We start from the raw sequence: 18,534 nt of genomic DNA on the forward strand, positions 1-18,534 counted from the left end.
ATGAATACTTACTTTAATTCTGGACTACCCCTGTGCCGTCCCAAGGTGCTCCCGGACGAGTGGGTCGAGACCTACCTTTTCCGTGTTGCGAGAGCAAATGGCATTCGCCATCCGCGGCTAAACGACACTGAGCGTTTTCGGCCGACATTGCCGGCGACCGCGTTGAGCAAGCCCGATGGTTATCCAATCTGGAGTGCTACGACGTTGCCTCGATGGAGCGTCGTTACCCGTGTGAACAAGATCAGGTATTGCCCTGAGTGCATGACGCAGTCGAGATACATTCGCTCGCGCTGGCGACTCACAGTGTTTGATGTTTGCACTATCCACGATATCCGTCTAAAAGACGATCTGGTCGAACCCGTGATGACGAGAGGCTACAGGCAAGAAAACAGATACTTCGTCACCGACGTCACGGATGAACAGCTCTGGGCGGGCGCAGTATGCCCAATGCCCAGCGAACGGCGGCACGTCGATCGATTGTGGTCGGGCTTCGAACGGTCGATCGTTGAGGACGACACCCCGGGAGCTTTCGAGCAGCTCACTTGCATTTTGTTTCTGGAGGCGTTGCTCGACGCGTTGGCGTCCACTACATCCGAATTTGAATCGTCGCCGGTGGGGATTCCAAGGTCAACAAAACTTGCCGAACTAGTCGCGAGATACGAATTTTCTCTGTCGGCAGATCTGGACGGAATTCGCAATTTCCTGGGTCAGATCACCTTGATTCCACATCGTGACGTGGTGCTCGCGCGGCTCCGTCGAATGTTGCTCGAAGAAGCGCACAGACCCACCTGCTTTTCTAATCTGCCGATTGCAGTCTTGCGAAGGCGACTTCTGGTAGGAGCAGAGGAAAACACGCACGCGTCGAATCATGGGCTGTTACATCCGGGCCAAGCGCAGACCGCCGGACGTCTGAGCTTCGAAAGAGCAAAGTCTCTGATCGGGTGTCCGCCAAGGGTCTTGAGGCATCTTATTGATAACAAGGTTTGTCAAGGCGCTAGCATTGTGCAGTACGGATCGAGACGCAATACCTATATTTCACCGGACGCAGTGCATGCATGTACCGAATGGTATGCGTCGATCGCAACGCCTGAGCAGGTAATGAACGAGTTGGGCATCGACCAAAGCGGTTTTCTTGCTTTATTTAGTGCACGTTTGTTGCGTCCGATTGCTGTCGACCTGCGACGCTTCTTTAAGCGCTCTGATCTGACTGATATATGTCGACGACTAGAGGAGGTATCTCGTCCATCTCCGGCAAACGCTCCTAATCTGCATCCACTGTTGGGTGAATGGATTCCATCGAGCGGGCCCTACCGGCCGGCAGCGCTACAAGTACTAAGGGAAGCCTTTAGCGGCAAACTCCCCATTTTCCGGCAGACGGAAAGTTCTCATTTGTTCGCTTATTTCGTTGACTACACTGCGCTCGAACGCGCGCGCCGACTCAGGAAAGGAGACATAGCGAGACATAAACATCAGAAGTGTTCGTCCCACCAGGCTTCATTGTTACTGGAATGAGTGGCGAACAGATCCACGGTGTGGACTGGCGCACGAAGGGAGCCGCACTGTTCAACGAGCGGCTTCTGGTGCGCCCCCTTGTACGCCTGGATGAAAGCTTTCTCGGCTATCGCTTACGCGTCGCAGTTGCGAATGGCTTGTCTAACCCCAATTGGCTCAACTGTAATGAGAACAGCCTGCCGAAAACGCATGGCATTGCCCGTTGGTGTCCTCACTGCTTGGCGGAACCCGACAGCTACTGGCGCGAAAGCTGGCACTCCGGGCCCGCGGCGTGCTTTGAGCATCGCTGCTGGCTCACCTCATCATGCAATGGCTGTCACCGTGTGTTGCGCTGGAAACATGTTCGGTTTGCAAACTGCACGTGCAGCGCACCGTTACAAGATGCATTGGTACAGCCCTTTTCCACCGAGCTCCAGCAGCTAACTGCCGGCCGATCAGGCTCAAATGCAGGAACTCTATCTGTAGGAGAGCGATGGAGCCTGTCACGATTTTTAGGAGCCCTGGCCCAGTTCGGGCTTCAAGGCAAACCATTGAAGAAGGCCACACGGCAGTTGGAAAACGTCGAACAGTTGCTCGTGACGGCCGGAGCGTCACTGATCGCGGACCAACTGGCCTGTTTTGAACTGCTTGATCGCCTTCGTGCGCCTCAGACAGGCGTGAATAATATTCCCTTGTTGTCACAAGTCTTCCCGCGTTTGCTCGTCATGCTGCGCAAGCAGTTGAATGAGGCCGAACGTTGCTGGATGCTGGACCTGCTGGATGGATACGTTGCGAGTTCATCGCGCCATGGATCTGTGGTGCTCTGGGAACGGAAAGGTGTTGCCGGGCGGGTGGGCAAGGAGCTGCATAGTCTCCAGAGGACACGAAACCCTGCCATTGCCGCCTTGCTTGCGCAGACGGGCGTAACTGTACCGGTCAGGCGAACCCAGGCCGGACGGCAGAAGTTCGTGATTAGTCAGGCAGACCTGCAGCGCCTCAGGAAAACCCAGCATTCGCTGATCCCATTGAAGACGGCAGCCCGATATGCCGGGATGTCCACCAGACGTATCCAGGCGCTAGCGAAGGCAGGCCTGATTGCTTCAACCGGGACCCGGATCGACACGAGGTCCGTCGACCGCCTGCTCGGCAGCATCGTGGCGACCTGTGTCGAGGACACACTGGCGTTTGGAGATCCGGTCAGCGTAGCCGACGCATTGCGTCTGTATGTTCCTGTTGAAGCGTCAGCGGCATTCTTCAACGGGCTCGTGAACCGTGACGTACGCCTGGTCTTCGGGCCGGGCAAGGTATCAGCGTTGCGGGAGATTTTCGCCGACCGTGGCGACGTGGTCACTGCCATGCAGGCACGTGTCGGATTGGGCTCCCAGATATCTATTGTTGAGGCTGCCCGTCGGCTCGGCATCAAGCAGGAAGTGATGTACCACCTGATCAACATAGGCCTGGTCAGGACTCGAATGGGTAAGCTGCGGCGGCGAGCAGCGCGGGTCGTCGATATTGATGACCTGCAGAAGTTCACAGAGCAATTTCTGCCGCTGTTCGCGTTGGCGAAGACGATGGGAATCTCCGCTCGCGAAGCGCCCGACTGGGCCCGGCTGCACGACATTGAGATTGTCACCGGACCATCAGTCGACGGCGGACGGCAATATTGGATCCGCAGGGGGGCAGCGTGGAAATTCCCCGCAGCGTAGGACGTGAAGCATGAAAAATTGGCTTTCGTGGGTCGTGTCAACCCTGTCCTGCAATCAGGAGCGTATATGGGAATCTGGAAATCTCCGTCTGTTGAGCTGCAACCTATTGTCTTTCTGTCCCGCTGGCAAGTCATGGAGACGGACGAGGGCTTCCGCTATTTCATTGGGCACAATATGGAAACCATGAGCGGACGGGCAACTACCTGTATCGTGAAATTTGACCCGAAGGCGCGTCGAGGCGTGACCGGGTCCGGGAGGATCTACGAACTGGTCGGGGACAGCGGCGTCGACACGGCGGCCAACTATCTGTGGGCCGTCACCTGCGCGCAAACTGGCACGAGTTCGACGGATGTCTCGTCCGATTACGATCAACCGGCAATCACTTCCCACCGACCTGTCGCGCCGTTCGTAGCCCATCTGTTCTACGAAGGTGGTCTCGGGTGCCTGAGCGCGAAAATCCCGGCGACCGGTCAATCCTTCGAGGTGCGGGATCCGGAGGACTTGGCGGAACTGCTTGCCGCGGGCGTGAGACAGGGTTACTTGAGCTTCCCGCACCTCGACAGGACCGAGAATCGACCCGAGTTCGTCGACCTTGTGCGCGCGGTGGAGCATCGGCTTCATCAATTGGAGCGCGGCTTGCCGCGCGACGCTGATGGAGATCAAGGTACAGAATGGTCGTCATGACCCTGTGACCTGCCGCAATAAAACGCCCTGAATTGGCACCGGCCAGTCAGCTCAGCAACCAACCCCCGGATCGTGAAGCCATGAAGCTGCTTGTCCTGTCCGATCTGCACAATGAATTTGAGCCACTCGCGGCCGACGCTGAGGTCATCGCGCAGGCGGATGCAGTTGTACTTGCCGGCGATATCCATACGAAGGATCGAAGCGTCGAGTGGGCTCAGTCATTCGTTAACGATCCAGCGAAGCCAGTCTTTCTGGTGGCCGGAAATCACGAATTTTACGCAGGCCACTTTGACTCCACCCTGGGCAAGCTTCGCGAGCGTGCGCACGGTACCAATATTCATGTCTTGGAGAACGACAGCCTAGTCCTGGGCGACGTTCGCTTTCTCGGATGCACGCTATGGACGGATTTCAGGCTATACGCCAGCGCTATCACCCCCGCGATCTGCATGCGGGATGCGCAAAGCGCAATGCAGGACTTCCGGCTGATTCGCGCGACGCCGTCGTATCGGAAGCTGTACCCGGCAGATACGGTGCGGCGACATGAGTTGTCGCGCGCGTGGCTTGCCAATACATTGAATGAGCCATTTGACGGCAAGACCGTGGTCGTCACACATCACGCGCCATCTTCGGGGTCTGTCGAGGCGCAGTATGAGGGAGATTCGTTGACACCAGCTTACGCGTCCGATCTGGAACGTCTTATGGGACCCGCAGTCTGCTTGTGGATTCACGGTCACATGCATACAAGCTTCGATTACATCGTTCCGGCCGATGACGATTCCAATGAGTGTGGTACACGTGTAATCTGCAACCCGCGCGGCTATTCACCCCGGCATCTGAACCCAGGCTTCAATCCTGCCCTCCTGATCGAAGTATGAGCCTCGGTCCATCAGCCAACACGAACATCACGGCGATGCGAATTTTTGTCGATACTGAGTTCACCGATTTCATAGGCAGCGAGCTGATCAGTATTGCGTTGGTATGTTGATATGACGACTGGCGCGCACTTTCCGGTGCATTGGATCAACGGTCGCAGAGTCGGACGGATGATCACCCCCTCCGCGGGAGTGGGCCCCGCGTCCGGCGTTCCGGGGAAGCCAGCCACTCCGCTGGAGCAACTACACGGCACGGTCCGGCGTTACGACAACCCGACCGATGCTGCATGGCCGAGCAACGACGAAATCTGATTGTAGGGATGGCACAACATGAGCACCAAAGCGACCCTCGCGCATCACCACTCGGACGAAGCAGACAAGCCGTCCTGGCACCTCTACGCAGAAGTGTTTGATCCAGGCGTGGTTTATCTTCAGTTGGAAGGCGTGACCATGGAATTACGCACGCGGGAACAAGGCGGAGCTGACGTAGTAGTACGATTGCCGATTGAGACGGCAAAACAGCTTGGCCTGGATACAAATGTGCCGCCGGACCGTTGGGCGCTCGCGTGCGATACCGACAAGCCGTGAAAGCCGCCCACGTCCAGTTTGATTCCGCACGCGGGCTGCTCGTCGGCACGTTCGACGACGGGCTGACCATCGAGAGCGCCGACCCGTGCGAGCTAGCCGAGCGAATGTTTGCGGCCGGTGCTCGGCATGGACACGTCAGCATGCCCGACTGGCGCGAAGGCGACGTCGCGCCCGCCAGCGGTCATAAGATTGCCTTTCACGCACGGCTTAACCAACTGGATCGGACTGCATGACAGACGCTGAACGCCTCGCGCTGCTGCAAGCCGTCCCCGTGCATGAGCACAAGGGCCGCCCGTACTACGTGTGTCTGGGTGATATTCCTGCGCCGTGGCAGGACGCGTTTCGCGCGGCGCTGCGTGGATCTGCCTGTCCCATGATCGACGGCAGGGGCGAATGCGCTTATGAGTGGGACTGGTCCGACTGGCTGCAGGGCCGATTTCCGCACGGGTGAAAGATGCTTGTCGACGTTGGAATGAATGTCTCTTGATGGTCGACTTCACCCCGACAATAGAGTTCGTCAGCGTCAAGTGACGAGCAGCGCACCTGATCGACCATCTCCGTTGGACACGGCAACGAACATTGGCGAGGTAATCATGGAGTCATTAGGCGCCGACGAATATCAGTGCTTTACCTGCAATCGTATGTTCGGCAGTCCCGTGTTCAACATCTCGCGGGAATGGGAGCGGACGCACTTCGATGAAGGAATACCGTCAGTCGAAATCCGGGATAGCTATGGGCTTGAATGCTATTGCTCACGTGCCTGCGTCGACGCCCGGCGAGATGTGGTTATGCGCGACGAAGGAGTACCAATTCGACGTCCTGGAATTGGCCCGATTGAATCCTGTGCGATATGTGGGAGGCCAGTTGATATGACCGAATTCCATCTTTCCTACGTTGAAAGCGAGGAGATCGCAGTCAACAGTCTGATATTGAAGCCCGTCGACGTCGACTACCTGGCAGTGGTCCGCCGACAATGTCAGCCAATGAAATCGATGAATTCGGTGCTCCAAGCTGAGAGATGCATTGATAGTCCAGGTGCGCGAGAATGAGTCAGGTGGATGAGGCCAATCGCGGACCTTCGAGCGATTCGTCGCGATTCTGTTGAAGCACGACGACGGATGGCTTTCTGCGTGGCTCGCGCCAGAACGGATCATCGTCGCTGCGGCGGTCGCCCTATCGCATAATTGTGGCCTCAGTCGCACGTACTCTAGCGCCCTACGCTTCAATCCGACTGGCGCACGGCGACGGATCCAACCAGTCTTCAGCGGGGTAACGCATGCGGCTTTTCGTGGACACGGAATTTACCGACTTCATCGACTGTGACCTCGTGAGCATCGCACTGGTGGCCGACGACGGCCGCGAGTTCTATGGCGAGCGATCGGATTACGATCGCGCGAGCTGCAATGAATTCGTGCGTGCGGCGGTACTGTCCCAGCTCGGCCAGTATCCTGACCGCGTATTTACGCGCGAGGCGCTACGCGCGGCGCTCGTCGCGTGGCTTGACCAGTTCGCGGACGAGCCCGAACGCGTGCTGTGCTTCGATTACGGCGGTGACTGGGAATTGCTGTGCGATCTGCTCGATGGGCCGCCTGCAGGATGGCAGGCGCACCACGTGGGCCAGCTACTCGATCCGGGACGCCAGGAGGATTACTACCGCGAGCATCGCGGCCGGCACCATGCGCTGGTGGATGCGCGCGCAAACCGCCATGCGATGATAGACAGCGACCCCGCGCCAGACACGCCGTAAATGAGCCGGCGCGCGTTCGCCTAAAATGAAACCGCGTGGTCAGTCGGCAGCTGGGCTTCGACGACAGGCGTCTCATGGAAAAATGGACCGACAACTGTGCACGGCGCGCATTCACCAACGCAGCGGCTCCGGATCGTACTAACAGCCCTAGCCCAGACCTGACGACGATCATCCACAAGATGTGAGCGGTTCGGCTCAGAGAAACTCGAGGCTCTAGCGTAGGAAATCCTCGATATTCCTGATCACCAGCGGGTCATCCAGGCCACGTGCTGGGTCGCAAGCGATGAGCCGCGGCAGCAGCGCTGGGGCAGACGAGAATTCTTTTGGCGCGTCGTCTAAGATCAGATAGTCTGAGGGTGAAAGACGTCTGCGTCGTATGTAGTCGAGAACTCTGAGCGCGCGGCTTTCAATGCGCCTGTTTGTCAGCTGGATGTGCGCTACTGCGGCTAGCCGGGGCAAGTATTCGTCTTGAAGTTTTCGCGCGTCGAACATATAGATCCATGTGCTATGGATCGCGATATCGATCGTTTTTCCAGTGACGATTTCCGCCAGCTTTGCCTCAAGCGCACAAACGCCGGCCCCTACCACCTTGGGACCGTGTGGGCCGTATTCGAGCTCGCCGACGGTAGATGGATGCAATACACCATCTATGTCCAGAAAAATAGTCTTCATTCGGTACCGGCAAGCGAGTAACAAGAAGCTTCCAAGGTATGTGCATCCTTGCATTCAAAAGATTAGCCATATGCCACGTCCCCGCTCTTCAACGGCATTCAGCCAGTCAAGGAGATAGTACATCCTCCTTTGCCGCAGGGTATTCGCGGTCGCGTCTTGAACAAGTGATCTGGGTGTCCCCATCGTAAGCGCCTCGCGTGGACCGTTCGGATTTTCCTGGACGACGCGATGTGAAGTGGGACATGCTATCTCCTTTGGGCATTTTACGTTACCCGGTAACGAGTTCGGATATATCGTTACCGGGTAACAATGATGAGGGGAAACGGATGGCACAAACAACAGCAGAGCGACAGGCCGCCTACCGGGCAAGGCGGGCAACGGCTGGAGACGATGGCAACGGGGAGCGGCGGCTTGACATGTGGGTGAGCACTGAGGCTGATCTCGCGCTTGCACGGCTGGCGCTTCACTACTCGGCAACGAAGCGTGAGATGCTGGAGCGGCTGGTTGTGCGGGCGGATGCGACTATCGTGCGCAGGCTCGATCCGGACTCGGCAGAATGGGATGTCTACTTCCAGGTTACCCGGTAGCCCATCAACGTTACCGGGTAACGGGCCGCTTTCCCAGGTGCGGTCGGCTGCCCGGCTCAGTGCACGTGAGCCATACCGGGTAACCGAGGGATGCTGTCCACCGCTGCCGTTCAACCAGTCGGAGTAGCAGGTTGGGATGCGTTCTGCAGGTGTGCGGCAATGCGCCAGGGCAGCAATTCGTCGACGCGGTTGATTGGATGATCGGCAATACAGGTCAGCACGTGGCACAGGTAAGCGCGCGGGTCGATGCCATTGAGTTTGCACGACGCGATCAGCGAGTACATCGCCGCCGCCCGCTCGCCGCCGCTGTCGGAGCCGGCAAAGAGGAAGTTCTTTCGACCCAGGGCCACACAACGCAGCGCATTTTCGGCGATGTTGTTGTCTATCTCCACCGTACCGTCCTCGCAATACAGCATCAGCGCATCCCACTGGTTGAGCGAGTAGTTGATCGCCCTGGCCGTCTCCGACTTCGCCGACAACGTTTTGAGCTTCGCCCTGAGCCACATGCCGTAGCTCTCCAGCAGAGGTCTGGCCTTCCCCTGCCGCTCACGCAGTCGCTCGGCTGGCAGCTTGCCGCGGATGCCGGCTTCGATATCGTAGAGCTCGCCGATGTATCTGAGCGCTTCGGTGGTTGTCTGCGACGGCGTGCGCACGTGAATGTCATAGAGTTTGCGCCGCGCGTGCGCATGGCATGCCGCTTCGCGAATCGAACCGTCCTTGAACAGCTCGTCGAACCCGGCGTAAGCATCCGCCTGCAGGATGCCGCTGAAGCCGCTCAGATGGCGCTGCGGATGCTCCCCGCGCCGGTTAGGCGAATAGGCAAACCATGCGCCAGGAGGCTCCTTCGAGCCTGCCCGGCTGTCGTCGCGCACATAGACCCACAGCCGTCCGGTTCGGGTCCTCCTGTTGCCCGGCGCGAGCACGGGGATCGGCGTGTCGTCCGCGTGCAGCTTCGTGCTGGCCATCACATAGCGGCGCAACGCCTCCACCAGCGGATCGACCAGGGCCTCGCACATGCCAACCCACCGACCCATGCTCGCCGGGTCCAGCGTGACCCTGGCGCGTGCCGCAATCACCGACTGCCGGTACAGCGGCTGGTGATCGGCGTATTTGGCCACCAGAATGTCGGCAAGCAGGCTCGGGTGTGCGATACCACGCTCGATCGGCAGGCTCGGCGCTGGCGGCTGCACGATGCGGCGGCAGCACGCGCAGACCTTCTTGCGCCGGATGGTGCGGATGACCTTGAACGCTGCCGCGATGCGGCCAAGCTGTTCGGAGGCATCCTCGCCCAGTGGTTGCATCTGGCCGCCGCACTCGGGGCAGGTCGGCTCCGGCTCCAGCACATGCTCCTCGCGCGGCAGGTGTTCCGGCAGCGCCTCGCGCGAAGCACGGTTCGCGCTCGCCTTGCTGCTGCCGGCCTGCGCTTCGCGCGTCTCGGCCACGCCACGGTTGCCGGTCAGATCTTCCAGCTGAGTCTCGAGTCGCGCAATTTCACGGTCCAGTTGCTCGGACTTGCGGCCGAACTGCATGCGCTTGAGTTTGTCGATCTGCGCCTGGAGCCGTTCGATTTCCAGATCACGCTCGGCCAGGGACGCCCGTGCCTCGAGCAGCAGGGCCTTGAGTGCATCGATGTCGTCAGGAAGGTCGCTGGCATCAGACATGCCACGCAGTTTACGCAGGTGTCGCGCGGTTTACAACATCGACAATGGCTCAGCTGTCCGCCGTGGCTGCCTCCAGTCGATACCTTCGAGCAGCATCGAAAGCTGTGCGTGCGTCAGATGGATCTTGCCGCTATCGGCTTGCGGCCAGATGAAGCGGCCGCGCTCGAGTCGCTTGGCGAGCAGCCACAGCCCGTCGCTGGTAGCCCAGAGAATTTTGATCAGGTCGCCGCGACGGCCGCGGAAGATGAACACGTGACCACCCAGCGGATTCTCCTGAAGCGCCGCCTGTACCTTGGCGGCCAGGCCCTGAAAGCCGCAGCGCATGTCGGTCACCCCTGCGGCGATCCAGATACGTGTACCCGCCGGCAGGCCGATCATCGCGACAGCTCGCGGATCAACAGCCGCAGTGTCTGCGGCGAGACCTCACCGCGGATCCGCAGACACGCATTGCTGAACACCACCTCGCACACGTTTTCAACCACGGCGCCCGCGTCGTCTACCATCGCCGGGGTCGATCCGGTCGTGTCGGCGACAATGCTCACCGGCAACAGCGGCGCACTCTCCCGGGCAAGATCGGATATCGTGGGGTCGGGAAGCGACGGGATGCCGTAGGCACCTTGCAGATACTGCCGTCGCCATTTGAACAGCAAATTCGCATTGACCTCGTTGGCACGCGCAATCAACGCCACCGAGGCACCCGGCTCAAACGACTGCTCTACCAGGCGCCGTTTGAACTCCGTAGGGAAATTCGGTCGCTTATATGCGCCACCGGCTGCGCGCGCCTTCAATGTATTGTCCACTTTGGTGTCCGCAATAATTTGGTGGACACCAAATTACCCAAACCCTCAATCCGCTGTCCATAACGGCCCAGACGAGCCGCTTACTCCCCATCGCCAACTGCGCGCAGATATGTATATCAATCTTGAATGAGGCGGATGGCGGTTAATGCGCGGGCGTCACAAACCAAGTTATGCGTTTAGCGTATTTCTCAATCCACATTCCGCTGACATGTCGGCGCGGTTTGTCATATCAACGCGCTTTTGGCAGGCTTGGCGACAGCGGCACGCCAAGAACACGCGGTACAAAGCACGGGCCGGGTACGAGCCCAAAGCGATCGCGGAGAAGACCGGCCTGATCCGGCAATAGGTAGGATTCCCCTGGCGCTGCCGCACTGGTGCATGCAGTGCCTGGTCATCGCACCAGAGAAAAGGCAGATTCCGCTGGATGCGGAGCTTGCGATCTTCGGCGACGGTGATGATGCCGCCGTGGACTGCTTTGCCGGAGACTTATAAATCGGGGAAAATGCGAGGCGATCCACGTCATAAATACCGATATGAGATCGTCCAGCCGGACTTGGGAATAAATTCCGATTTAACATTTATTTTTGAATATACGATTGCTGTAAACGTCTGATCTTTTGTATTATCGCGCGATAGCGCGGGGGCGCAATTTGCAGAAAGAGAGGCGGTATGGGTGCGCAGGACATTATCGCGGCGATAAAAGACGGGTTGTTGCAAAGCGACCGGCTGCTGAAACTCGACACGCCACTGGGCGCTAACGTCCTTTTGCCCCAAAGGCTCGCAGGCCGTTCACGCCTCGGCCGTGATTACGAGTTCACGCTGGATGCTGTTTCAACGAACGACAATATCGAACTCAAGACCCTGATCGCTCAGTCTGTCACGCTTTGGGTTCAGCAAACTGACCAGTCGTACGCCCCGCATCACGGTTATGTCCACACCGCCCGCCGTTTAGGGTCCGACAGCGCCATTACTAGTTATCAGATCGGCTTCGTCTCCTGGATGCATTTTCTGCGTTTCAGAAAAGATGCGCGTATCTGGCAGGTTAAGGCCGTCGACCAAATTCTCACCGATGTATTCAATATGCATCCCCAGGCGCAAGGTGCATTCCGTTTTGCATTGCGTAATCCTTTGCCGCAGCGTTCGTTCTGCGTGCAATACGAGGACGACTGGAATTTCTGTCAGCGGCTGATGGAAACGGAAGGCCTGTTCGGCTACTTCGAACAGGCCGCCGATGGTAAATCGCATACCCTGGTCGTAACCGACGATATCGGCTGTCTGCCACCCCTGTCGCCGCAAACGGTGGATTTCTACCGCTCGGGCACCAACAGCGAAACTGACGCTTTCGTGCAGTGGAGCGGCACGCGCACGCTGCAGAGCACTACGCTCACTACCCGTACGTTCGACTACAAGTCGCCATCATCGTCTGCGAATCCCAAGGGCACGACGGTCCCGACGCTGACGACCCAGGGCAACCTGCCTCAGCAGGCCGAGGTGTACGAGTACACGGGCGCCTACACGTACGGACAGCAGGGCCGCGGCGACCACCTCTCGAAGGTGAGGATGGAGGAATGGGAATCGCGAGCGAAGCGTTTCCACGGCGTAGGCGCGGTGCGTCGCATCGATGCAGGCCGCTGGTTCGAGCTGCAAAACCACCCGGAGCACGACACTGGCAGTCAGCAGGACCGGCAGTTTGCGGTGATCGACGTCGAATGGGTCATCGAGAACAACCTGCCGGTCTCGGGTGGCACGACAGACTTCCCGCATGGCTTGAACCAGACGATCGCCGCGGCCCGTGCTCAACATGGAGCGGACCAGACACTCGTCGTTAAAGGCAGCGACGGCAGCGAAGGGTTCTTCATGGCGACGGTCGAAGCGCAACGCAAAGCCATCCCGTTCCGCAGTCCGCTCGAGCACCACAAGCCCGAGATGCACATGCAGACGGCGACGGTGGTGGGCCCGGCGAACGAGGAAGTCTTCACGGATTCGCTGAACCGCATCAAGGTGCAGATGCACTGGGACCGGCTGAACCCCGGCGATGAAAACGCGTCGTGCTGGATGCGCGTCGCGCAATCGCATGCCGGTGGTGGTCACGGGGGCGTACACGTGCCGCGTATCGGTGAAGAGGTCATAGTGTCGTTTCTCGATGGCGACTGCGACAAGCCGCTCGTTACAGGCCGCGTCTATAACGGTGCGAAGACTCCCGACTGGCATTCGAACGGGATTCTCTCAGGCTACAAGTCGAAGGAATATCAGGGCCGCGGCTACAACCAGATGGTGATGGACGATGCCACCGGCCAGAACCGCGTGCAGATGTACAGCAGCAGCGCGAACTCGCAGCTTCATCTCGGCTATCTGATCGCGCAAACTGGCAACTCGCGCGGAGGGTATCTGGGCAGCGGCTTCGATCTGACGTCGGACGCATACGGCGCGGTCCGGGCGGCACAAGGCATGTATGTGTCGACGCATCCGACAACTGGCGCAGCGAGTCAGCCTCTGGATGTGCGCGACGCGAGCAACCAACTGGTCAATTCGGAAAGCGTGATCGAGTCGCTGAGCCAGGCGAGCGAAACCCATCAGGCAGAAAGCCTGAAAGACGGCTACAGCTCATTGAAGTCCTTCACGGACGCTACGCAAAACAGCGTCGTGGGCGCCGCAAGCGACGGCGGCAACACTGCGGGCGGCGGTACCGGCAGTGCGAACGCATTCAAGGAACCGATCATCCTGTTCGCGACGCCATCGGGAATCGCTATGTCGACGCAGAAGTCGGTTCATATGGCGGCAACGGAGCACATAAACCTGGTCAGCGGCCAGAGCACGCACATCGCGACGGGCAAATCACTGCTGGCAAGCGTCGGGGAAAAGATCAGTCTGTTCGTACAGAACGCGGGCATGAAGCTTTTCGCGGCGAAAGGAAAAGTCGAAATCCAGGCGCAAGGCGATAACCTTGAGATCACCGCCCAGAAGACACTGAAGTTGCTCTCCGCGACCGAGAAAATCGATGCGGCTGCCAAGCAGGAAATTCTTCTCACGTCGGGTGGCGCGTACGTGCGCATTTCTGGCGGCAACATCGAGATTCATGCACCGGGAAAGATCGACATCAAAGGCAGCCAACACTCCTTTGCCGGCCCAACGAGCCTTGATCGAACCTACAACGCGGAAGGCAAGAAAGCCGACATGCGAATCCGCTACATGGACGCGGAGGGCAAAGTGCCAGAAGGTGAACCGATCAAGCTCGCGTCGGAGGATGGCGCGCTGCATAACGTCGTTCTCGATGGTGAGGGCAAAGGCGAACTGAAGGGCATCGACTTCGGCAAGTTCGTGGCAGACCAAGTCAAGCGAAGCGGAGAATAACAATGGGCGACCGTCCCCTGATCCAACATACCGTGTGCATCGATTTACCGGGTGAACCGGTCGAATGCTGGGCCGAGACTGATATCACCGTTCTGCTCCGCAAGCACCGCGACGTGATCTTCGATATTCAGGTGAAAAAGGGCGCAACCTATACCGTCGAAGCAACCGAGGACTGGATTTACGACGTGGCCAAGAAAAAGCGCGTCAAGCAGGGACAGTTCCAGGACGGCCAGCGTTATCACATCTGGATTAGCAGGGATTTCAAGGGTCACCTACTGCTCAAACTAAACGGCGTTGTCCTGCAGCGTTATTCGATGGCTGGCCTGAACCTTGTCGAGGGCAGTTCGGATCCGAAGGCAAAGCCTGCGCCGATTATTCTGACACTGGGGTCCCATCCGAGCGCTGCTGCGGGACACACCGCCTCTACTCCGTTTGCGACATCGCAGACGGCCGGGAGCATGTTCGGCCAGAGTGCCCCGCTTATCTGTAGTAGCGCGAACCCGGCTGGCGTTGACGGTACATGGTGGAATCCACTGTTACCCCTGAAGCTAGCTCCGCCCAGTTCTCCAACTCAGGCGAGCGCGAACCCGCCAGCCGCCGCGCAAGGCCACGCGGAAGAGGAGACGGTCGTTCATGTATTCGAGGTGGAGCTGTCCACGGCGCCCGCTGAGGTCTGGCATGCATTGGGCAGCGGGGGCGAAGATACTGCAATCGATACAAACAAGGTGGCCACGCGCAACTGGTTGATCGGCCAGTTAGCCGGTGGTACAGCGTTCGCGAAGGATAACTTTGGCGAGTTGCGGGACCTCTGGAACCGAAGTTTCAGGCTGATCACGATGACCCATCCGAAAGCCGGCGTGAAGACCTACGTCGCATTCAAGGGCAACAGCGCTCTAAGGAAAGTGATTACGGGGACGCGATACGGTGCGAAAAGCTCCAAAATTCTTGCGATCACGGCAGGCACCGGTACGCTCGAGTCAGCGACTGCAGCTTCTTGGGAAGCAACGAAAGGCGCGTTCAAAAAGGCGGGGGGTTTGGCGCTCGTTTTCACTATCGTGCTAGATACGGCAGAGTGGTATCACGACTACGAGCAGAGGGGCCCGGATGGACGCCCAACAAAGGACTTCTTCGACCTCTTCACCAAAATCGGCGTCGATCTCATCGCGGCTGGCCTAACGGCTGCAGTAGCCACCGCCGTAGTTGGACTTGCCACCACGGCATTGCTTGTTACGGGTGCGATCGCGACGGCACCAGTGTGGGCCATCGCCGCCGCGACTGTCGGAGTGACGATTGTCATCGGGTATTTCGTCAACATGGCTGATAACGAATTTCACATAACGAAGCGGCTGGCGGGAGCCCTGAGAAGCGCGGCGAATTACCTTGAAGAACACTACCCGAAAGACTACGATGGCTATCCTATGATGTTTGTGCCCTGAATATGACGTCGCCCAAAACGCGTAGTGAAGTCTGGAAGCTAATCGTCCGGTCTGTTCCAATCTCGATCGTGTTGAACGTCTTCTGTGCAGCAATCGCCTTTTTTTTCTACGACCGCGTTTTCAAAACATCGTCCATGCCTGGCCAACTGGCGGTGGTGATGCTTGTTGCTTGCATCGTATTTCCGGTTGTGTTCGGTCTTGCTGATAAGGGAGCATCTCGCCTGCGCTCGGCGGGTCTCGCCGGTATCTTCGCTACCGGGTCGGTCTATTTCACGTTTGGGGTGACTTTCTACTATTTCTATTTCCTGTTCGCGCCGATGCCCATGATCTTTCATGTGATAGGTGTTGGGGGCGGTTTGGCGTTGACTGCGTACTGGATGACGTTGACCGGACGGGATGTGCGCCAGGCACTCGCAACTTCGAAGTTCGTCGGACAGTCGTTTGAAGACGTGGGCGACGCACTTCACTACAAACTCGCAAATATGGCGAAGCTTGAGGCGTTCATCAAGGCAAGAAGTCCTTCGGGCAAGCTACATATGTGGCTTGTCATGCTTGTCGCGCCATTTTCGCTGGTGTTGGGCCGCATTCTCTCTCCATACTTCGGATCACACGGTGCTTTGTTCCTGGGAGCCGTCATCATGTTTCCTGTCTCACTTTGGGTCGCCGGACTGCTGGTAAGGCAATACCTGGTTATGATTCATCTGCCATTGACGCTTGAGCGTTCGCAGGGCAAACCCGTCGTTCTGATTGGATAGGTTTCGAGCGGGGCGAGTCCACAGTACATGCGGCGGCCAGGGCTACTGGGTGGGATTGGATTGACGCTGTACTGGATAGTGATATCGAGGCTGGCGGTGACGCACACGATCACGAAAACCCCTTCGTCACACGGGCCTTCGAAGAGAACGCCTCCGACTTTAGTTATCGGACCCAAGACGGAACGGCGTTGTTCGAGCAATTCCATAACGAGCGCTCTCCGTTTCCGAAAATCTATTCCTATGTTGTGTTCGGTATTGCGCCGTTCTACCTGATACTGAGTCGAGTACTGTCGTCAAACTTCGGGACGAACGGTTTGTTGTTCGTCTTGGCGGTATTAGGTATGCCAATGTCACTCTGCCTTGTTGGCCTGCTTGTCCGGCTCTATCTCGTGATGGTGAGTTTGCCTAGAAATCTGGAAAAGGAACATCGCAAGCCTGTGCTGGTGGCCGATTAGAGGAACGGGGCATTTTATGAACGGTGATGCGCCCTGCATCTGATGGGACTGAGGTTTTTGCCACGCATTCGTGCAATGCGAAGGTTAAAGACGATCTACGAGCCTACAGAGTCAGACTTCGATAGAAGTCGAACTCTGAGAGGCGACCAGTTTCGGCGGCGGAGTGCACTGACAGATGCACAGGTCATCGCTCAGTGCTGCCCGTCGACCATCAGGTCCGGTCATCGGTAGACGCGGCCCATCGCACTGGATCTTCCCGGTCGAGTGGCAGGCGGGGCAAGAAACGTCGTCGCCCTCGTGTGCAATTTGCCGCTCCTGCAATCCGAGCGTGGTTGATCGGGCGACGACAGTTCCGTTTGAAGTCGTCTTGTCGCCGTTCAGAATCAGAAATCGCTTCATGATGGACCTGTTCTTTGCCTGTTAGGCCTGGTCGCTGTAGGCGATCAATTGCCATTCAACCTTCGCGGTATGCTGCCGGACCCCGATCCAGCGGTCCAGCAATGCAACCTTTCGCGGCTCATGCAAGATTAGCGAGGGTAGCGTGTCTCCCTTCAGGAAGCGCCTCTGTGCGTCGCCAATCTGACCTGCTTCGAGTTTCGCGCACCATACGCCGTCTTCTGGACACTGCTCACCTGAGTGCGCGACAGTACCAAGTGGCACCCTGGCCACGACACTTGCCGGCTGTTCGTTCTGCGATGTCTTGTTCGAGGACCCGGCCAACGGCAGGCCCGTAGCCGGATCAAGATTCTTCTCCTTGCTCAGCTTGTCGATGAGTTCATCTGACGGCTTCTGGGGCGGTACGGCGGCCGCCCGCTCTTTTTCCCACTGGAATGTGCCATCCCATGGTGGCAGTTTCGCTGGTGGCAGAGGCACGATCTTGTCGATGTCTGGGACCTTGGGATTCCGGCCGTCGTTATCGTTGATGAACTTGCCAATTTGCTCGTAGCGGCGTGTACGTTCGGGGTCGTTTGGCAAGCCGACAAAATACAGCCGGTCTGATGGCGGCGGCCCTTTGAATCCGTTCCCCAAAAACGATGCTGACTGCGCATCGCCGCTCTCTACACCTTTCTGGAATACCTTCACGGCATCAGACTGGAGGTCATCATTCTTAAGGTTGACGCCCAGCGGACCCGCAGTTGCGCCATAGCCCTGATCGACTGCACATTGACGCATCTGTCGAGCTATATCCGGAGCCTTGTCATGCGGCGACAAAAGGTCGCCCACGTACCCTTGCGCCTCGGGGTTCCCCAGGTCTGCCGCTTTACGGAAGTAGCGTAGCGATGCCTCGGGATCTTGTTTCAAGCCGTAGCCGATTTCGAGGTAGTGGCCAATATCGTAGTAGCCGCCGGGTATGCCCTGTTCAACCAGTTGCGTAGCAAGAGATATGGTTTCGTTTGGGGCATCAGGCGAATCGGCCAGGCCTTGCGAAATCAAGAGTTGCGCATTGTGGTTGGCTTTGTAATGACCATGGGCTGCCGCAATCCTGTAGTAACGGACGATATCGTTAAAGTTCTTCGGACCATCAGCGCTCTGCAGGAAGCGCGCGAATTGGAACAGAACGTCTGCCTGCGGATCCAGAGCCGGCAGATGGTCAGCCTCATGCGTGCAGGTAAACGCAAGATTGGCGCGCACCGCGCTCATATCGGGCAAAGAAGTCAAGGGATCGTCCTTATGCGTACAGCCAAACAGGCTAAAAAACAGTGCAGCAATCAAACATTTTATGGGCATG

The 18,534-nt window shown here is 58.1% G+C and carries 20 protein-coding genes; 14 read left to right on the plus strand and 6 right to left on the minus strand.

What is annotated here, in order from left to right:
* The 9 genes from PQQ52_RS20430 (at position 1) to PQQ52_RS20470 (ending at position 7,088) form a co-directional block, all read left to right on the plus strand.
* Positions 1–1,512, plus strand: coding sequence for a TniQ family protein (locus PQQ52_RS20430; protein WP_408215057.1), 1,512 nt, complete (start codon positions 1–3; stop codon positions 1,510–1,512).
* Complete coding sequence (locus PQQ52_RS20435; RefSeq protein ID WP_408215060.1) at positions 1,509–3,197, plus strand: TniQ family protein; 1,689 nt, start codon at positions 1,509–1,511, stop codon at positions 3,195–3,197. Before PQQ52_RS20430 ends, PQQ52_RS20435 begins: the two co-directional genes overlap by 4 nt.
* Positions 3,198–3,263: 66 nt before the next feature.
* The gene (locus tag PQQ52_RS20440) at positions 3,264–3,881 is read left to right on the plus strand and encodes a hypothetical protein (protein ID WP_408215062.1); all 618 of its coding nucleotides are present in this window, start codon (positions 3,264–3,266) and stop codon (positions 3,879–3,881) included.
* Positions 3,882–3,961: 80 nt separating this feature from the next.
* Positions 3,962–4,756 (plus strand): metallophosphoesterase, encoded by a 795-nt coding sequence (locus PQQ52_RS20445; protein ID WP_408215065.1) that lies wholly within the window; start codon positions 3,962–3,964, stop codon positions 4,754–4,756.
* 168 nt (positions 4,757–4,924) lie between these two features.
* Complete coding sequence (locus PQQ52_RS20450; RefSeq protein WP_408215067.1) at positions 4,925–5,065, plus strand: hypothetical protein; 141 nt, start codon at positions 4,925–4,927, stop codon at positions 5,063–5,065.
* Between the two features lie 18 nt (positions 5,066–5,083).
* Positions 5,084–5,341, plus strand: a complete 258-nt coding sequence (locus PQQ52_RS20455; protein ID WP_408215070.1) for a hypothetical protein — start codon at positions 5,084–5,086, stop codon at positions 5,339–5,341.
* On the plus strand, positions 5,338–5,574 hold the full coding sequence (locus tag PQQ52_RS20460) for a hypothetical protein (protein ID WP_408215071.1): 237 nt from the start codon (positions 5,338–5,340) through the stop codon (positions 5,572–5,574). Before PQQ52_RS20455 ends, PQQ52_RS20460 begins: the two co-directional genes overlap by 4 nt.
* Positions 5,571–5,792, plus strand: a complete 222-nt coding sequence (locus PQQ52_RS20465) for a hypothetical protein (RefSeq protein ID WP_408215074.1) — start codon at positions 5,571–5,573, stop codon at positions 5,790–5,792. Before PQQ52_RS20460 ends, PQQ52_RS20465 begins: the two co-directional genes overlap by 4 nt.
* 825 nt (positions 5,793–6,617) lie before the next feature.
* Positions 6,618–7,088, plus strand: a complete 471-nt coding sequence (locus PQQ52_RS20470) for a 3'-5' exonuclease family protein (protein WP_408215076.1) — start codon at positions 6,618–6,620, stop codon at positions 7,086–7,088.
* Between the two features lie 213 nt (positions 7,089–7,301).
* On the opposite strand, the gene PQQ52_RS20475 is transcribed toward PQQ52_RS20470, so the two are convergent.
* Positions 7,302–7,760: an HAD domain-containing protein gene (locus PQQ52_RS20475; protein WP_408215079.1), complete on the minus strand. Its 459-nt coding sequence runs from the start codon at positions 7,758–7,760 to the stop codon at positions 7,302–7,304.
* A 416-nt stretch (positions 7,761–8,176) separates the two neighbouring features.
* On the opposite strand from PQQ52_RS20475, the gene PQQ52_RS20480 reads away from it, so the two are divergent.
* Complete coding sequence (locus PQQ52_RS20480) at positions 8,177–8,347, plus strand: hypothetical protein (RefSeq protein ID WP_408215082.1); 171 nt, start codon at positions 8,177–8,179, stop codon at positions 8,345–8,347.
* A 110-nt stretch (positions 8,348–8,457) separates the two neighbouring features.
* Here the strand turns inward: PQQ52_RS20480 and tnpC are convergent, their stop codons facing one another.
* The 3 genes from tnpC to tnpA are packed head-to-tail and all read right to left on the minus strand — an operon-like array spanning position 8,458 to position 10,796.
* Positions 8,458–10,008 carry an IS66 family transposase gene (gene tnpC, locus PQQ52_RS20485; RefSeq protein WP_408215084.1) on the minus strand — a complete coding sequence of 517 codons (1,551 nt, stop codon included), beginning with the start codon at positions 10,006–10,008 and terminating at the stop codon, positions 8,458–8,460.
* Between the two features lie 30 nt (positions 10,009–10,038).
* Complete coding sequence (gene tnpB, locus PQQ52_RS20490; protein ID WP_408215087.1) at positions 10,039–10,386, minus strand: IS66 family insertion sequence element accessory protein TnpB; 348 nt, start codon at positions 10,384–10,386, stop codon at positions 10,039–10,041.
* On the minus strand, positions 10,383–10,796 hold the full coding sequence (gene tnpA, locus PQQ52_RS20495; RefSeq protein WP_408215089.1) for an IS66-like element accessory protein TnpA: 414 nt from the start codon (positions 10,794–10,796) through the stop codon (positions 10,383–10,385). Before tnpA ends, tnpB begins: the two co-directional genes overlap by 4 nt.
* A 681-nt stretch (positions 10,797–11,477) precedes the next feature.
* On the opposite strand from tnpA, the gene PQQ52_RS20500 reads away from it, so the two are divergent.
* From PQQ52_RS20500 to PQQ52_RS20515, 4 genes are all read left to right on the plus strand, one after another.
* Complete coding sequence (locus PQQ52_RS20500) at positions 11,478–14,159, plus strand: type VI secretion system Vgr family protein (RefSeq protein ID WP_408215092.1); 2,682 nt, start codon at positions 11,478–11,480, stop codon at positions 14,157–14,159.
* Positions 14,160–14,161: 2 nt separating this feature from the next.
* Complete coding sequence (locus PQQ52_RS20505; protein WP_408215095.1) at positions 14,162–15,595, plus strand: hypothetical protein; 1,434 nt, start codon at positions 14,162–14,164, stop codon at positions 15,593–15,595.
* A 2-nt stretch (positions 15,596–15,597) separates the two neighbouring features.
* Positions 15,598–16,350 carry a hypothetical protein gene (locus tag PQQ52_RS20510; protein WP_408215096.1) on the plus strand — a complete coding sequence of 251 codons (753 nt, stop codon included), beginning with the start codon at positions 15,598–15,600 and terminating at the stop codon, positions 16,348–16,350.
* Between the two features lie 188 nt (positions 16,351–16,538).
* Positions 16,539–16,805 (plus strand): hypothetical protein, encoded by a 267-nt coding sequence (locus PQQ52_RS20515; protein WP_408215098.1) that lies wholly within the window; start codon positions 16,539–16,541, stop codon positions 16,803–16,805.
* Between the two features lie 111 nt (positions 16,806–16,916).
* Here the strand turns inward: PQQ52_RS20515 and PQQ52_RS20520 are convergent, their stop codons facing one another.
* Positions 16,917–17,204: a PAAR domain-containing protein gene (locus PQQ52_RS20520; protein WP_408215100.1), complete on the minus strand. Its 288-nt coding sequence runs from the start codon at positions 17,202–17,204 to the stop codon at positions 16,917–16,919.
* 21 nt (positions 17,205–17,225) lie between these two features.
* The gene (locus PQQ52_RS20525; RefSeq protein WP_408215101.1) at positions 17,226–18,533 is read right to left on the minus strand and encodes an SEL1-like repeat protein; all 1,308 of its coding nucleotides are present in this window, start codon (positions 18,531–18,533) and stop codon (positions 17,226–17,228) included.
* Between the last annotated feature and the right edge of the window lies 1 nt (position 18,534).

Origin of the sequence: Paraburkholderia sediminicola (genome assembly GCF_046030555.1) — a bacterium.
Lineage (GTDB): Bacteria > Pseudomonadota > Gammaproteobacteria > Burkholderiales > Burkholderiaceae > Paraburkholderia > Paraburkholderia sediminicola_E.

Coding starts and splice junctions, on each gene's coding strand:
- PQQ52_RS20455 (WP_408215070.1), top strand. CDS start 5,084: ATGAGCACCAAAGCGACCCTCGCGCATCACCACTCGGACGAAGCAGAC.
- PQQ52_RS20480 (WP_408215082.1), top strand. CDS start 8,177: ATGTGGGTGAGCACTGAGGCTGATCTCGCGCTTGCACGGCTGGCGCTT.
- PQQ52_RS20450 (WP_408215067.1), top strand. CDS start 4,925: ATGATCACCCCCTCCGCGGGAGTGGGCCCCGCGTCCGGCGTTCCGGGG.
- PQQ52_RS20525 (WP_408215101.1), bottom strand. CDS start 18,533: ATGCCCATAAAATGTTTGATTGCTGCACTGTTTTTTAGCCTGTTTGGC.
- PQQ52_RS20470 (WP_408215076.1), top strand. CDS start 6,618: ATGCGGCTTTTCGTGGACACGGAATTTACCGACTTCATCGACTGTGAC.
- PQQ52_RS20520 (WP_408215100.1), bottom strand. CDS start 17,204: ATGAAGCGATTTCTGATTCTGAACGGCGACAAGACGACTTCAAACGGA.
- PQQ52_RS20510 (WP_408215096.1), top strand. CDS start 15,598: ATGACGTCGCCCAAAACGCGTAGTGAAGTCTGGAAGCTAATCGTCCGG.
- PQQ52_RS20430 (WP_408215057.1), top strand. CDS start 1: ATGAATACTTACTTTAATTCTGGACTACCCCTGTGCCGTCCCAAGGTG.
- PQQ52_RS20465 (WP_408215074.1), top strand. CDS start 5,571: ATGACAGACGCTGAACGCCTCGCGCTGCTGCAAGCCGTCCCCGTGCAT.
- PQQ52_RS20500 (WP_408215092.1), top strand. CDS start 11,478: ATGGGTGCGCAGGACATTATCGCGGCGATAAAAGACGGGTTGTTGCAA.
- PQQ52_RS20475 (WP_408215079.1), bottom strand. CDS start 7,760: ATGAAGACTATTTTTCTGGACATAGATGGTGTATTGCATCCATCTACC.
- PQQ52_RS20445 (WP_408215065.1), top strand. CDS start 3,962: ATGAAGCTGCTTGTCCTGTCCGATCTGCACAATGAATTTGAGCCACTC.
- PQQ52_RS20505 (WP_408215095.1), top strand. CDS start 14,162: ATGGGCGACCGTCCCCTGATCCAACATACCGTGTGCATCGATTTACCG.
- PQQ52_RS20435 (WP_408215060.1), top strand. CDS start 1,509: ATGAGTGGCGAACAGATCCACGGTGTGGACTGGCGCACGAAGGGAGCC.
- PQQ52_RS20440 (WP_408215062.1), top strand. CDS start 3,264: ATGGGAATCTGGAAATCTCCGTCTGTTGAGCTGCAACCTATTGTCTTT.
- tnpC (WP_408215084.1), bottom strand. CDS start 10,008: ATGTCTGATGCCAGCGACCTTCCTGACGACATCGATGCACTCAAGGCC.
- tnpB (WP_408215087.1), bottom strand. CDS start 10,386: ATGATCGGCCTGCCGGCGGGTACACGTATCTGGATCGCCGCAGGGGTG.